Origin of the sequence: Myxococcus sp. CA039A (assembly GCF_013336645.1) — a bacterium.
Classification (GTDB): Bacteria; Myxococcota; Myxococcia; order Myxococcales; family Myxococcaceae; genus Myxococcus; species Myxococcus llanfairpwllgwyngyllgogerychwyrndrobwllllantysiliogogogochensis.
On the sequence record NZ_JABUMQ010000127.1, the window covers coordinates 1 to 15,437 of the forward strand.

Here is a 15,437-nt window from a genome sequence, read left to right on the forward strand (position 1 = left end):
GTTGAGGTGGAGGGAGGGAGCAGAGGGGCGGAGGAGGGCCGTAGACGGGGCCGCCCGAAAGATGCTCCCTGCCGGAGGACAGGCCGCGTGAGCCTCCTTGGGGCACACGCCTGCCCCGGGGGCCCCCTTCACGTACGCCAAGACCCTTGAGCCTGCCTCCACACCTCACGCAGGCGAACACGTCGAAGTCGAACGTCCTGCTGCGCACGGCGCGCGCTTCTGGTCAGGCCCGAATCTCGCCAGACGCATCATGGCGCCGCGCCTAGCGTCGCGAGCATGACCTCAGCGAACCCTTATGGCGACTCGCGCTTCGAATGCCTCGGTGGAAGAGGCGTCCTGTTCCTCGCGGCAGCGGCCGGCGTGGCCACGTCGACGAGCTACGTCGTCCAGCCGGAGCTAACCCGCATAGCCGCCGATCTCGGCGCGTCGCTCGCGACGACGAGCACGGCGGCGGGCCTGCCCATCCTGGGGTACATGTTCGGCTTGGCGCTTCTGGTGCCCCTGGTGGATCGCCATCCCGCCCGACAGCTGGTGTCCGTCCAGCTCGCTGTCCTGAGCCTGTCCCTCGCGCTCGCCGCCATCGCCACGAACGTCTACGCCTTTGGCATAGCTCTCCTGATCTCGGGGATCTGCGCGAGCACCGGCGCCCAGATGAGCACCCTGGCCGGCAAGCACTCACCAACCGAAACGCGGGGACGTGCGCTGGGAGGCGTCACGGCCGGGATATCGGCAGGCGTGCTTCTTGGCCGGGCGGTCGGGGGCGGTTTAGCCGATGGAATTGGATGGCGCGCCATGCTGGTGATCGTGGCCGGCGCCTGCCTGGTTTGCGCGGCGGGGAGCAGGGTCATTCTTCCGGGCGCGACTCAACACCGAGATCAACCCTACCTCGCCACGTTGGTCGCCATGCCGCGATTGCTGTGGACCTCCCCTGAACTGAGCGCGGCGGCCGTGTCCGGGGCTTTATGGTTTTTTGCCTTCAGCCTGATCTGGATGGGTCTGTCTCTGGCGCTCGCCTTGCCGCCGCTCAACCTGTCGCCGACCGTCATCGGCCTCTACTCGCTCGCAGGCGTGGCGGGGATCGTCGCGACCCGCGCAGCGGGACAACTGGCGGACAGGTTCGGGAGCCGCCCGGTCGTGTTCGCCGGCCTGGCGCTGGCCCTCGCATGCACATTGGCGATGGCGCCCGCCTTGAACTTCGCTCCCTTGATGCTATTGGCCTTGGCCCTGTTCGACACAGGCCTGTTTGCCGCCCAGGTCGCCAACCAGCGCCGGGTCCTGAACATCGATCCGCTGCAGCCGGCCCGATTCAACAGCGTCTACATGGTCGTCTATTTCATTGGCGGGAGTCTCGGCACGGCCATTGCCGGCCCCATCGTCTCGCTCTTCGGCTGGCCCGCCGCTGCGGCCACCGCGGCCTTTGCCCTCGCGGCCGCCGGCGCCCTCTACCGGATGCGGGAGCCCCGCAGGGCCGACTAGCGACCTCGGTGGACGGTCAGTTCTCGACAGCATACAAAAACGAGGGGCTTGAGAAGGCAACGGACGACTTGATTGATACGGCAGTGCCGGTGGGGCAGTCCTTCAAGTCAGCGCAACACTCGCGCCGCTTTCAAATCAAACCATGATTTCAGAAGAAGGCGTTGTGACGCTTCGCGCCTTCAACACTGCGTGCGGGTCATCCTAGACAGCGAAGAGCGTCTGGGCCGCGGTTGGCGTCCGGCGCCAAGTTCAGATATCCCTGACAGATGCGTTCGATTGACAGCTTTCCGCGTCTTTCTGTCTTGCTCCAGGAAAACCACACGAAGTGAAATGGACACGACGCTGTGTGGTTATTGTGTCCGTTTGTGTCCATCAGGGCTCCCCTCTGTTTCATTGGGTTTTGATACTGTATGGTGGTGGATAATTGCGCTGACCGTGGATCATACGGGGCCAAGGTCTGAGGCTGTCCGGCCCCTCCACCCTGAGTGTGATCCTTCCGGCGGCGGCACGCCACCACGGGTGCTGACGGCGGGAGTCCCCCCGAACGCTGTGTGGAGTCAACTCAATGTCCAAGCCGTGGCCCCGGTGGCCTCTGCTCCTCGCCGGTCTTTTCTCGGCGAGCTCATCCCTCGCGGCTGAGAAACTCACCCCTGTTTCACCACTCACGCTGACGCAACTCCAGGTCCGGGAACCCGCCCGTGTCGCGGAATCCCTGTCAACCCTCAAGGCGCAAAGCCTCCAACTCGGGCTCGGCTCGCGGGACGGCTTCCAACTGTCCAGCTCCAGCACGGACCGCTTTGGTCAGACGCACGCGCGGTTCGCGCAGACATACCAGGGCGTACCCGTATGGGGCGCCCTGGCCATCACCCACCAGGGACTGTCCGTGGGGGACCTCCGCATCACCAGTGAGGGTCTGCGCAAGGGCATCCGCCTGGACGTGACGCCCACGCTGGATGCGAAGTCCGCGGTGACGAAGGCCACCCAGGAACTGGCGCCCAAGGGTGAGTTCGGTGCCGCGCCGAAGAGCGAGCTCATCGTCTACCCCCAGACGCGGCTCGTGAACCGCTATCCCGGCAAGCCCGTCGCGAAGCAGAACGCGGCGGACTTCGACACGCAGGTCATGGGTTACCGGCTCGCGTACCACGTGCACACCGAGCTGGAGAACGCGAAGGACGGCGTCAAGCACACGGACTTCATCATCGACGCGCACTCGGGCGACGTGCTGAAGAAGTGGAACTCGCTCCAGACGGCCGCGGCCAAGGGCCTCGGCCGCTCGCAATACAGCGGTGACGTGCCGTTGGACGTCTTCCAGAACCCCCAGGGCCTCTTCGAGCTGCGCGACGTCACGCGCGCCGGCGGCGAGGGCATCCGGACCTATGACGTCAACCACGCCGCCGTGCAGAACGGCGTCATCCCCACGTTGACCCTCTACACGGACGCCGACAACACCTGGGGCGACGGCCAGAACTACATCGTCGGCGCGAACAACACCCTGAGCACCAACGGTCAGACCGCCGCCGTCGACGCGCACTACGGCCTGCTGACGACGTGGGACTTCTACAAGAAGATCTTCGGCCGCGACGGCGTGGACGGCTTCGGCTCGCCCACCTACAACCGGGTGCATGCCAGCAACCTTTACGACAACGCCTTCTGGAGTGATGGCTGCTTCTGCATGAGCTACGGCGACGGCTCGTACCCGGCCGCCAACGGCATGCGGTCCATGGGCGTGCTCGACGTGACGGGCCACGAGATGACCCACGGCGTCACCTCGCACACGGCGGGCCTCATCTACGAAGGCGAGTCCGGCGGCCTCAACGAGGCCAACTCGGACATCTTCGGCACCCTGACGGAGTTCTGGGTGGCCAACGGCCGCGGCAGCGTCATTGGTGACACCGGCGGCAACTGGCTCATGGCCGAGCAGCTCAGCGACATCCCGCTGCGCGTCATGTTCCGCCCGTCGCTGGACGGCGCGAGCGTGGACGCCTGGTACCCCGGCCTCGGCAACATCGACGTACACTTCAGCAGCGGCCCGATGAACCGTGCCTTCTACTTCCTGTCCCAGGGCGCGCAGCCGCTGTCCGTCGGCACCGACTACTCCAGCACCTACCTGGCCTCGGGCATGAGGGGCATCGGCAACGACAAGGCGGCGGCCATCTGGTACCGCGCGCTCACCGTCTACCTGTTCCCGTCGTCCAACTACATGTCGGCCCGCACCAGCAGCCTCCAGGCCGCGGCGGACCTCTTCGGCTCCCAGTCCAACGAGTACCGCGCGGTGCAGAACGCCTTCGCGGCCATCAACGTGGGCTACACCGCCGGAACGTACGACGACCGCACGTCCCCCACCGTCTCCGCGAGCGTCTCTGGCAGCGCGCCTGATCTCCAACTGCACGCGCAGGCCGACGACAACGTCGGCGTGGCCCGCGTGGAGTTCTTCGTCGACGGCGCCCTGACGGGGAACGTCTCCGCCCAGCCGTACCAGCTGCCGCTGGACGCCACCTCGCTGTCCAACGGCTCGCACCAATTGGTGGCCGTGGCGTACGACGCGGCCGGAAACTCCACCGCGTCCGCTCCGGCGAGCTTCACCGTCTCCAGCAGCTTCGAGCAGCTCCTGACCGACCCGGGCTTCGAGCTGGCCGGCCAGGGATGGGTGGCGGACCCGCCGGAGAACATCAACTTCCCGGTCTCCTCCGGCACGCACTCGGGCCAGGGCTACGTGTGGCTCAACGGCTGGGGCACGACGCACGTCGACCGGCTGTGGCAGGACGTCACGATTCCCTCTGGCGTCACCCAGGCCTCGCTGACGTTCTTCCTCAACCTCACCACCGCCGAGACGACAACCACCGCCGTCCGCGACACGCTGACGCTGCAGGTGCGCGACACCTCCGGCACGGTGCTGGGGACGGTGGCGACGTGGTCCAACCTGGACGCGACGCTGGGCTGGGTGCAGCAGAGCGTGGACCTGACGGCCTTCGCGGGCCAGACGGTGCGCATCTTCGTGGAGGGCAGCGAGAACGCCTCGCTCGCCAGCAGCTTCCAGTTGGATGACTTCTCGCTGCGCGTCATCCGCGCGGCGGATGCCGAGGCGCCCCGGGTGAGGGCCAACGTGGTCTTCTCCGGCACGCGCGTGGGCTATTTCGCGGACGTGTCCGACAACGGCTTCGTCAACGCGGTGGAGTTCCTCGTCGACGGCGTGTCCCTGGGCAACTCGGTCAAGTCGTTCACCCGGGTCGTCAATCTCTCCACGTTGACGGCCGGCGAGCACACGCTCGTCGCCCGGGCCACGGACGCGGGCGCCAACGCGGGGGACTCTCCCGTGGTGACGTTCTACGTGGACACCACCGCCACCCAGCGCGTGCTCAATCCCAGCTTCGAGACCTCCACGAGCTGGACAGGGGCGACGACCTTGTCGGGCTCGGCGGGCATCTTCAGCAACGCGTCCTTCGCGCACACGGGCAGCCGCATGTACGTCTTCTGGACCAACGCGGGTCCGGCGCGGCACTCCGTCCGTCAGTCCGTGGCCATTCCGGCGACCGCGACCTCGGCCATCTTCAGCTTCTGGCTGCGCATCTACAACGGTGCGTTCACCGACGCCGTGGCCCACCACACCTTCAGCGCGAAGGTGCGGGATTCCGCCGGCACCGAGTTGGCGACGCTGAGGACGCTCTCCAACGTGGATGACACCAACGCGGAGTACATCCAGCACCGCTTCGACCTGACCGCGTACCGGGGCCAGACGGTGCAGTTGTTCTTCGACGTGGACCAGACGGCGGCCCCGCAGATCGCGGACGAAGTCACCCAGTTCTTCCTGGATGACATCAACCTGATCACCTCGACCCAGGCGGACATCCAGCGCCCCACGCTCTCCGCGGCCGTCGAGGGCAGCTACGGGACGGTGCAGCTCCGGGCCTCCGTGCGCGACAACGTTTGGACGTCCACCCTCGCGTTCCTGGTGGACGGCGCTCCGGTGAGCTCGTTCACGGACGTCGATGGCGTCTACGCGACGGCGTTCGACACGAGGAGCCTGTCCAATGGCCCGCATGAGTTCAAGGCGACTGCCACGGACAAGGCGGGCAACACGACGGAGCGCACGGTGAGCTTCGAGGTGCGCAACTCCACCATCCAGGACCAGGGCGCGCCGCACATCACCGCCAGCGTGGAGGGCCTGTTCGAGACCTACACGATGCGGGCCGAGGTCACCGACGACACGGGCGTGGCGTACGTGGAGTTCTACGTGGACGGCGCACTGAAGGGGAGGAGCACGTCCGAGCCGTACACGCTGCCGCTGTTCCCGATTCCGCTGGCGCCGGGGGAGCACGTCCTCGAGGCGGTGGCGTACGACGCCTACGGCAACTGGTCCAGGGCGACCACCCCCTTCACGCTGCAGCCCGTCACGGTGGAGTTCGCGGTGGCACCGCACGTGGTGCCGGTGGGTGAAACGGTCGCTCTGCGGGCGAACGTGGCGAACGCGGTGAACACGGCGGTGAGCTGGTCCGTGGTGGAGGGCCGCATCTGCGGCACCATCAGCGCGGACGGCGTCTACGCCGCGCCGGGGGGCCGTGGCCTGTGCCACGTGTCCGCGGTGAGCGTCGTGGTACCGACGGCGAAGGCCGTGGCGACCTTCCGGGTCTACACGGGCGACATCAATGGCGACAACGTCGTGGACGGAGAGGACATGGGCCTGCTCGCGCAGGACTACGGCACCCAGGGCTCCGAGGAGACGAACCTCGACGGCGTCGACTCCGTGAACGACAGCGACATCACTCTCTTCGTCAGCCAGTTCGGACGGTAATCCCCAATGAAAACGTGGATGAAGCTCATTGTTCCGCTCCTGATGGGGGCGCTGGTGGCCTGCACCGACTCCGACTCGGGGCCGGTGACGGTGACTCCGAAGAACGTCACGGTGAAGGCCGGTGAGAAGGCGACCTTCAACGCCTCGGTGAAGGACGCGAAGGACCCGCGCGTCCTCTGGTCGGTGGAGGGAGGCGACTCCCACGGCACCATCAGCAGCTCGGGCGTCTACACCGCGCCGGCCGAGGCCGGCACGTACACCGTGGTGGCCACCAACGCGGTGGACACCTCGAAGAAGGACTCGGCCACCGTCAAGGTGGAGGCAGTCCAGACTCCGACGGTCATCGTGAAGGTGACGCCGGAGGTGGTGACCATTGGCCAGGGGACCGCCACGGACCTCACGGCGGAGGTCTCCGGTTCCTCCATCACCGCGGTGCAGTGGTCCGTGGAGGGTGGCGACGAGAACGGCACCGTGAGCAGCACGGGCCGGTACACGGCGCCGAACACGGCGGGCACGTACACCGTGACGGCCACCAGCGTGGCGGACCCGACGAAGAAGGGCTCCGCCTCCGTCACGGTGGAGCCTGTCGTCGTCGGGGAGGTGGCGGTGACGGTGAGCCCCTCGTCGGGCACCACCACTTGGGATGGCATCGTCCAGCTCACGGCCGAGGTCACCGGCACCAACAACCTCGCGGTGCAGTGGTCCGTGGCGGGTGGCGACGCGAACGGCTTCGTCAGCAGTACGGGCGTGTACCGCGCGCCGAACAAGACGGGCACGTTCACCGTGACGGCCACCAGCGTGGCGGACCCGACGAAGAAGGGCTCCGCCTCCATCACGGTGGATCCTGTCGTCGTCGAGGCGGTCGCGGTGGCTGTCTCTCCGAAGACGGGCACGGTGGAGCAGGATGGCTCCTTCTCCCTGTCCGCGCAGGTCACTGGGACGAACAACGTCGCGGTGCAGTGGTCCGTGGCGGGTGGAGACGACAACGGCACCGTGAGCAGCACGGGCGTGTACCGGGCGCCGCGCCGCGCGGGCACGTTCGTCGTGAGGGCCACCAGCGTGGCGGACCCGACGAAGTCCGACTCGGCCAGCCTCTCCGTGGAAGCCATCGTCGTTCCGACGGTGGAGGTGAGTGTCACTCCGAAGACGGCGACGGTGGGGCAGGCGGCTGTCGTCAACCTCACGGCTGAAGTGACGGGCACCTCCGTCGTCGCGGTGACCTGGGCCGTCGAGGGCGGTTCGGCCAACGGCACCGTGAGCAGCACGGGTGTGTACACCGCGCCGAACAGGCCGGGGACGTACACCGTGACGGCCACCAGCGTGGCGGATGCGTCGAAGAAGGACTCCTCCGTCATCACCGTGCCTGTTGCTGGCACGGTGAGCTACGTGGACCCCACGGGGGCGGGCTGGCGCCTGGTTCGCAACGCCAGTCTGTCTTCGGGCAACACGCTGGTGCTGGACCTGGTGGGCCCCACGGGCCAGTCCGGCCGCGGCGCGGACCTGACGCTGGGGCTGGATGCGGCCACGGCGTCGTGGTCCACCGTGGACGGCTCCGAGTACGTGGCCAACCGTGGCTATGAGCTCGGCGCCGCGCCCCAGCTGCTCAAGTCTGCGTTGAAGGGCAGCACGCTGCGCGTGGGCGTGTACCAGAAGGACGCTCCGGCGCACGCGTACGACGGCGCGCTGCTGTCCGTGGCGCTGACCGTGGATGTCATCGCCGAGACGCCGGCCGGTATCGTGGTGCCGCTGAACGTCCTCAAGGCACACGCGCTGCCAGCCTCCGGCTCGCTGCAGGCAATCAACGTGGAGGTGGGCACCATCACCACCGCTCAGTAGTCCGGAGCCCGAAGCAGTGAGAGCGGTGGCCTTCCCAAGGGGAGGCCGCCGTTTTCATTACGACAAGGCGGGGATGCGCCTCGAGGATTCAGCGAACTTGATTCGAATCAAGGGCCATCGAGGGCCGCACCTCGAGGCCTCCCATGCACGGGCCTTCGAATTGCTGAGCGACGGGATGGGAGGATGTCGGGGTATTGAAGAACACGCCCCAGGACGTCACGGCGTCGGCGCAGTCGACCTCACGTACGCCAAGACCCTCAAGCCTGCCTCCACACCTCACGCAGGCGAACACGTCGAAGTCGAACGTCCTGCTGAGCAACTCGGTGTAAGCCCACCCGCGGTGTCCTCTGCTTCATCCGCTCCGAGGCGCAAGCGGTTCGGCTTGCTGGCTCGGCACCGCCGACGCGGCGCCGGGCGGTCGCGACGGCATGCTCCACCGCACGACGACGCCGACCGTCAGCAGGGACGCGGCGACGTACCACGTGTGTCTCCACTCCCAGTGGTTCGCCACGGACAGCCACGCATAGAAGATGGCGACGTGGACCCCGTTCCACGCCACGAGCAACCCCAATTGTGTCGAATGCCGCGCACCGCGGAAGCGCCACGCGAGCGCCATGCCGAGAAGAGCGAAGGCGATGGCCTCCGTGGCCATCTGTCCAAGGCTGCCGTTCGGGTGGTCGTAGTAGGTGTCGCAATTCGGGTCGCTCTGCATGCCGACTCCGACCGCCACGAGGATCGCGAGGTGGGGCAGGAACTGCCATGTGGCGACCGCGCGCCACCGGAAGCTCAGTGCGAGGACCACGTTCATCCACAGCAGCAGGTTCGCCTTCGTGTAGAAGAAGAAGTTGCTCTTCCCCCAGTCGCAGCCGCCCTCCATGAAGAGCGCCATGCCCTCGTCACACAGCGGGCCGGGGGGCAGGGACAGGAGCAGACCCGTCGCGCACGTCGAGAGGAACATCGCCGGCACGACGAGTACGGCGAGGCGCGCGAGGCGAGCCTGAGCGGTCCGGGGCCTGGAAGGCTTGGCGTCGAGGAGCACCACAGCACCTTATCGCGTTGCTTGTCGCCGGGGAGTCAACCCGCGGCTGGTGAATCAGAAGGACGCGGCCTTGAAGGCCCACAGGGCCGCGGCCGGGTCCCTCTTTCCAGCACCTGCTCGAGCACACCGCGGGCGGATGGGACAACAACAGCGCCGATGGCACGGGCGACCCGATGGCCAGCTATGCGGGCCTGACGCACGAAGAGCTCATCAACTGGGTGGTGCGGAGCGAGCCCCTCGAGTTCGCGCCTGGGACGACGTACCAATATTCGAACTTCGGCTACAGCATCCTCGGGCGCATCATCGAACGCGTCACGGGGATGACCTACGAAGCCTATATGCGTGACCAGGTGTTCACACCCAGCGGAGCCACCAGCTTCGCCGTGGGAGGCGATACGCTGAGCGAGCGTCGGCCCGACGAGGTCGTCTACCACCAGCTCGGAAAGAAGGCCTACAATCCCTACGGCATGCAACTGCGTCGCATGGATGCGCATGGCGGATGGGTCGTCACGCCCATCGACTTGCTGCGCGTCACCGTGAGAGCGGATGGGTTCTCCACCGTCCCGGACCTGCTGAGCACGACCTCACTCACCACGATGACCACACGCACCACGGCGCGCGACCCCTCGGGCAATCCCACCGCCTACGCCAGGGGATGGGTGGTGAGCAACGACTCCGATTGGTGGCACAACGGCTACCTCCAGGGCACCTTGGCCATGTTGGTGCGAACCGCTGACCGCCATGGGCCCAGCGGCTCCGAAGAGTTCACCTGGTCCGCCATGGCCAATTCCAACAACAGCCCCGCCTCGAACACCCCCGACATCAACCTCGACGAACTCATGTGGGATGTCGTGAACGGCGTCAGCGCGTGGCCCGCGCACGACCTCTTCTGACAGAGGCCTCGACCGACCTTCCGGCGCGGGACACAGGACCGGCGGGGCTCGCAAGGGCCTCCGTCGGTCCGCGATGCCCGCCATCGTCAGGCGGCTCGAGCTCGCCGACGACGCGGACGCTCAGTCCACCACCTTCGCCTCGCCCTGGAGCCGCGCGCCCCCGGTTTGCTGCATGAGGCTGAAGAGCGCCGAGGCCAGCGAGTACTCGTTGAAGATTCCCTTGGTCATGTCCCCCGTGCGGCTCACTTCGATGGCGTTCCCCGAGCCCTGGGTCACCGACGTGGTCGAGGTCAGGTCCACGCCTCGGTAGCTGAGCCCCAGGCCCGCGACCTGGCCCTCCTCCTTGAGCAGCGAGGTGAGCGCCGGCCCCGAGAGCCCCTCGAGCGGCTGCATGAACTTGAGAGCGACGTGGCGATGCAGCACCGAGTCCCAGGCGCGGAAGACCTGCCCCATGCCGCCCTGTCCCAGCCGCTCCGTTTCTCCTCGGAACTTCGCCCCTGCTAGGAGGGTCGAAGCTGGATATAGCCGGGCACTTGCGGACGCCTGCCCGGCGGGAGGGAGCACGTGATGCGAAGACGCGCGTGGATGGGAGTGGGGGCCGCCGTGCTGGCGGCGGGCCTCGGCCTGGCGTGGAGGTGGGGCCTGCCGCCCGCCACCGCCCCAGCGCCCGTGGTCCACCGCCCTGCCACGGAAACGGAGGTGGAGCGCCTGAGGGCGCACGTGCGCTTGCTGTCGGAGACGTTCCACCCGAGGGACTCGCGGCACCCGGAGAACCTGGAGCGCGCGGCGGACTACATCGCCGGCCACCTGGCGCGGGCGGGAGGGCACGTGGAGTCGCAGCACTTCCGGGTGGACGGCCGGGACTACCGCAACGTCATCGCGCGCTTCGGGCCGGAGGACGGTGAGCGCATCGTGGTCGGCGCGCACTACGACTCGGCGCGAGGCACGCCCGGAGCGGACGACAACGCCAGCGGGGTGGCGGGGCTGCTGGAGCTGGCGGCGCGGCTGGGCCGCCAGCCGCCGCTCCTGCGGGTGGACCTGGTGGCCTACACGCTGGAGGAGCCGCCGCACTTCCGCACGGGGAACATGGGCAGCGCGGTGCATGCGCGCTCGTTGAAGGAGGCGGGGGTGCGGGTGCGCGCCATGGTGGCGCTGGAGATGCTGGGCCACTTCACCGACGTGCCGGGCAGCCAGGAGTATCCACTGGCGGCGCTGAAGCTGAAGTACCCGGACACGGGCCACTTCATCGGCGTGGTGGGCACGCCGGGGGACGGCGGGCTTACGGACACCGTGGCGGAGGCGATGCGGGGGGCGAGCCCCTTGCCGGTGGAGTCGCTGAGCGCGCCCCGGGCGCTGGAGGGGGTGGACTTCTCGGACCACGGCAGCTTCTGGGCGCAGGGCTACCGGGCCGTCATGGTGACGGACACGGCGTTCTTCCGGAACCCGCGCTACCACGAGGCGGGGGACACGTGGGACACGCTTGACTACGCGCGCATGGCCCAGGCTGTCCAAGGGGTGTATGCCGCTGTGAGGACGTTGGCCGGAAGCCCCTCCCCCGCGCAGTGAAGTCGAACGTCCTCCTGAGCAACTCGGCGTCAGTCCACTCGCGGTGCCTGGGCGTGGCCCGGTTCCGTAGACCGCGGCGACTCCCTGGAGGAGGACCGCCCGGGCGCTGGGGGCGGCCCGGGCGGGAGCTCATCACCAGTCGTAGCCGTGGTAGCTCTTCAGCGAGATGACCTTGCCGCTGTTCGGGTAGTACAGAACGCCATACTCGGCGTACCTGTGGCAGTTGTGGCAGGGGATCTCCTCCCAGGCGAACCACGCCTGGATGGGGCCACCGCCCGCGAACGTGTCGAGGGCGGCCAGCAGCGGGTCGCTGCTCGAGCCGAAGAAGTAGTTGTCCACCACCATGCCGGCGCGGTCGGTGGCCACGCCCCAATCGAACGGCAGCACGGTCTGCGTCGTCTCGTGGAGGTGGTCCACCACCGTCTGGATGGTCACCGGGGTGGCCGGGCACTCCGGGGTGCTGTACGCGTCGATGCCGACCAGCCCGTACCACGTCGTGGCCGAGGCGTCGGAGTCGGGCGCCTGGAGCGGGAAGCCAATTTCGGTGAGCGACAGCGGCTGGCCGGGGAGCACCTCGCAGGCGCTCGCGTACGTGCAGCGCTGCACCTGGCGGTAGGTACCGCACGAGCTGAAGTCCAGCGTGCCCGCGGGCTTCGAGTGGTAGCAGTTGTAGACGGCCGGCTGGCATGCGGGGGACGGCCACGTGTTGTACGGGTCGTCGTTGGTGCTGATGGCCAGCCCGGTGACGCGCACCACGAGGCGCGCCGTCTCGTCCACCACGGCGCCGGTGTTCAGCGCGGCGGTGAAGGTGAGGGGAATGGTGTGCGGGTCCACGGCCAGGTGCACGGCCGGGTAGCGCCAGTCCAGGGTGAAGGTGTCCGCGTCCACGCGGGAGACCGTCGGCACGCCGTCCGGCGCGGTGACGGTGAGCGACGTGGCCGCCGAGTCCACCCGGCCGCGGTACATCAGGGCCTCGGTGCCGGCCGTGTTGCGCACGTAGACCGGGTCGACGTTCTCGAAGACGGAGATGGAGTTCGGCCCGCGGAAGTCGAAGAAGCGGGGCGCGAGGATGATCTGCGCGTAGTACCGCGTCGGCGAGCCCGTGAAGGTGTCGATGGAGACCAGCAGCGGCAGGCCGGAGAGCATCGTGTTCAGCTCGTGGCCCTCCTCCAGTACGACCTCGAAGCGCCGCTCGCTGATGACGCTCGCCGTGCCAAAGGCATCATCCGGCACGAAGCTGAAGACATCGCTGATGTAGCGGTTGGTGGTGCCACGAATCACGAGCACGCGGCGGTTGTTGCGCGTCTCGAAGGTGCCCAGCGTCTCGAAGCTGAGTTCGTGCGTGCCGGTGGGCTCGTACGCGTAGATGCGGGTGGCCGTCGCCGCGGCGGTGGAGACGCCCGTCTCCTCGACAGGGACGACGGGCGACTCGTCGGGAGACGTGCTGCCACAGGCAGTGACTCCGAGAGACAGAGCACAGGCGAGTACGAAATTGCGGAACTTCATGTGTTTCCTCCAAGTGAAGAATTCCGGGGGATAGCACATGTGCCTGACGCAAGCGTGACGCGGCATGTCTCAGCTGTGTGACGACACCGGTGTGGCACGCCGGCGGAGGATGGTGGGCTTGTAGCGAGGAGCTTGTTCTGCCCTATCAGGCGAACAGATCCACCTGGCGCGGCATCGCTCCTTCCAACTGCAGAAGGAACTGCTTGGTCGGCAAGCCGCCGCCGAAACCGGTGAGGCTGCCGTTTGCGCCGATCACGCGATGACAAGGCAGCACGATGGGAATCGGATTGCGCCCATTCGCCGCGCCCACTGCGCGCGTCGCCGTGGGTCTGCCCACGCGCAGCGCGAGTTCGGCGTAACTGATCGTGCCGCCAAATGGAATGTTGGCGAGTTCCCACCACACCTGGCGCTGGAACTGCGTCCCCTGCGGCGCAAGAGGCAGTTCGAAGCCCCGGCGTTTGCCCGCGAAGTATTCGCCCAGTTGCTTCTGAGTGTCCCGCAGTACCGCGTGGTCGCCTTCGTGCCAATCCTCGCTACGACGCATCGGGTGGCGCGGTGCATGGAACTCGATCAACCGCAGGCCCTCGTCATTGCCGGCAATCAGCAACGCCCCGACCGGGCTTTCGATGTGGCGATAGAACACGTTGCTTTGCATTACGCGGTCACCTTCGCCTTCTTGACGGGTGCGCTCTTGGGCGGCGTGCGCTTGAGCAGCGGGGTCTTGACCGTGGTGTTCGTGGAGGACGCGTTCGCGATGGAGGTGGCCTTTGCGGGCCCCATCGAATCCTTCCACAGATGAATCACACCATAGGCGCGCCAGGGACGCCAGGCTTCCGCCCGCGCGGTCAGCGCCTTCGCGGTCATGCGCGAACCATCGTTGGGTACCGCGCGCTGCAGCACCAGGTCGTCGGCGGGGAATGCATCGGGATGGCCCAATGCGCGCAGCGCGATGTAATGCGCGGTCCACGGGCCGATGCCGGGCAACGCGACCCAGCGCGCCGTGAAATCGTCCAGCGTGCGCTCCGGCTTGAAGTCGACGTGGCCATCCAGAAGTGCGCGCGCCATGGTCCGTACGGTCTGCGCACGCGCGCGTGTCAGGCCGATCGCACCCAGGTCGGCGTCGGCCAGCGCATCGGGCGTGGGGAAGATGTGGTCGAGTCCAGGCGCGAGGGGTGCGGGCAGTGGCTGACCGAAGTGATGCGAAAGTCGCGTCGCCAGCGTGCGTGCGCCGGCGACGCTGATCTGTTGGCCGATGATCGCGCGCACCGCGATCTCGAAGCCGTCCCAGCCGCTGGGAACGCGCAGTCCCGCGCGCTGCTTCAGCAACGGACGCAGCCGCGCATCGGCGCCGAGCGCTTCGATGATGGCCCGCGGATCCGCGTCGAGATCGAACATGCGTCGCAGCCGATGGACGATCTCCAGCATCTGCGAAGTGCGCGCGCCGTGCAGTTCGAGCTTCAGCGCATTGTCGTCCGCCAGGCGATGCGATGCGGGCCATTGCGAAACACGCAGCCAGCCCGGCGCATCGAGCGAGCCGAAAACTCGCGAGTAACTCGTGGCATCCACCACTTCGACACCGGGCAGCGCGCGCCCGCGCAGGAAATCGAGCATCGCGACGAAGTCGTAGGGTGGGCGGTAACCCAGGCGCAGCGTCACGGTCTCACCGGGAACTTCGACTCGTTGCTTGCGCAGGTCGCGCGGAGCCATCCGATAGGCTTCGAGGAAGGCGGCGTTGAAGCGGCGCAGGCTGCCGAAACCGGCCGCAAGCGCGACTTCGGTGATCGGCATCGCCGTTTCCGTCAGCAGCTGTTTGGCGAACAACAAGCGTCGCGTGCCATGCACCCCCGTGGGCGACACGCCGAGGCGTTCGACGAACAGCCGACGCAGCTGGCGTTCGCCGATGTCGACGCGTTCGGCGAGCGCCGACAGTGGCTGTTCGTCGAGAACGCCTTGTTCGATCAGTTTCAAAGCGCGCGCCAGCAGCGCATCGCCACGACGCCATGCGCCGTCGCCGGGTGACAGTTCCGGGCGACATCGCAGGCAAGGCCGGTAGCCGCCGGCTTCCGCGGCGGCTGCGCTGGCGTAATACGTGAAGCGCTTGGCCATCGGCGCCGGACAGACGGGGCGGCAATAGATCTGGGTGCTGGTGACCGCGGTAAAAAACAGCCCGTCGAAGCGCGGGTCGCGGGTGATGCGCGCCTGCTCACAGGTGTGCGCGTCAGGGAGCGCGGTGGCGTTGGCAAGCGTCGACATGAGTGCAGGCTAGCACCGCGTCGGGAGGTGGACTCGCCGGATTCGGACATCGTCATGAATGTCCGTTTCGTTCAGCAAC

General features: G+C 67.6%; 9 protein-coding genes and 1 pseudogene. 5 read left to right on the forward strand and 5 right to left on the reverse strand.

Translation table 11 applies throughout. From position 1 onward, the window contains the following. Window positions 1-276 precede the first annotated feature (276 nt). The 3 genes from HR086_RS21765 to HR086_RS21775 all read left to right on the forward strand — a co-directional run bounded on the left by HR086_RS21765 (window position 277) and on the right by HR086_RS21775 (window position 8,101). On the forward strand, window positions 277-1,476 hold the full coding sequence (locus HR086_RS21765; RefSeq protein WP_174466550.1) for an MFS transporter: 1,200 nt from the start codon (window positions 277-279) through the stop codon (window positions 1,474-1,476). 565 nt (window positions 1,477-2,041) lie between these two features. Next, a complete protein-coding gene (locus HR086_RS21770; protein WP_174466551.1) occupies window positions 2,042-6,265 on the forward strand; it encodes a M4 family metallopeptidase in 4,224 nt (1,407 codons plus the stop codon). Window positions 6,266-6,283: 18 nt separating this feature from the next. Then, entirely contained in the window at window positions 6,284-8,101 is a 1,818-nt protein-coding gene (locus HR086_RS21775; protein ID WP_174466552.1) for a hypothetical protein, read from the forward strand. Between the two features lie 352 nt (window positions 8,102-8,453). Here the strand turns inward: HR086_RS21775 and HR086_RS21780 are convergent, their stop codons facing one another. Further along, entirely contained in the window at window positions 8,454-9,059 is a 606-nt protein-coding gene (locus HR086_RS21780; RefSeq protein ID WP_174466553.1) for a hypothetical protein, read from the reverse strand. Between the two features lie 191 nt (window positions 9,060-9,250). Between HR086_RS21780 and HR086_RS21785 the strand changes: the two are divergent. Beyond that, a pseudogene (locus HR086_RS21785) lies at window positions 9,251-10,033 on the forward strand (serine hydrolase domain-containing protein); the annotation flags it as partial. 120 nt (window positions 10,034-10,153) lie between these two features. Here the strand turns inward: HR086_RS21785 and HR086_RS21790 are convergent. After that, on the reverse strand, window positions 10,154-10,486 hold the full coding sequence (locus tag HR086_RS21790; protein ID WP_174466554.1) for a hypothetical protein: 333 nt from the start codon (window positions 10,484-10,486) through the stop codon (window positions 10,154-10,156). A 114-nt stretch (window positions 10,487-10,600) separates the two neighbouring features. Here HR086_RS21790 and HR086_RS21795 point away from each other — a divergent pair, with 114 nt between their 5' ends. Continuing rightward, complete coding sequence (locus HR086_RS21795) at window positions 10,601-11,599, forward strand: M28 family peptidase (protein ID WP_174466566.1); 999 nt, start codon at window positions 10,601-10,603, stop codon at window positions 11,597-11,599. 132 nt (window positions 11,600-11,731) lie between these two features. Here the strand turns inward: HR086_RS21795 and HR086_RS21800 are convergent, their stop codons facing one another. From HR086_RS21800 to HR086_RS21810, 3 genes are all read right to left on the reverse strand, one after another. Further along, a complete protein-coding gene (locus HR086_RS21800; RefSeq protein ID WP_174466555.1) occupies window positions 11,732-13,105 on the reverse strand; it encodes a hypothetical protein in 1,374 nt (457 codons plus the stop codon). A 145-nt stretch (window positions 13,106-13,250) separates the two neighbouring features. Further along, window positions 13,251-13,760 (reverse strand): methylated-DNA--[protein]-cysteine S-methyltransferase, encoded by a 510-nt coding sequence (locus tag HR086_RS21805; RefSeq protein ID WP_174466556.1) that lies wholly within the window; start codon window positions 13,758-13,760, stop codon window positions 13,251-13,253. Then, window positions 13,760-15,358 (reverse strand): DNA-3-methyladenine glycosylase 2 family protein, encoded by a 1,599-nt coding sequence (locus tag HR086_RS21810; protein WP_254626417.1) that lies wholly within the window; start codon window positions 15,356-15,358, stop codon window positions 13,760-13,762. Before HR086_RS21810 ends, HR086_RS21805 begins: the two co-directional genes overlap by 1 nt. Between the last annotated feature and the right edge of the window lie 79 nt (window positions 15,359-15,437).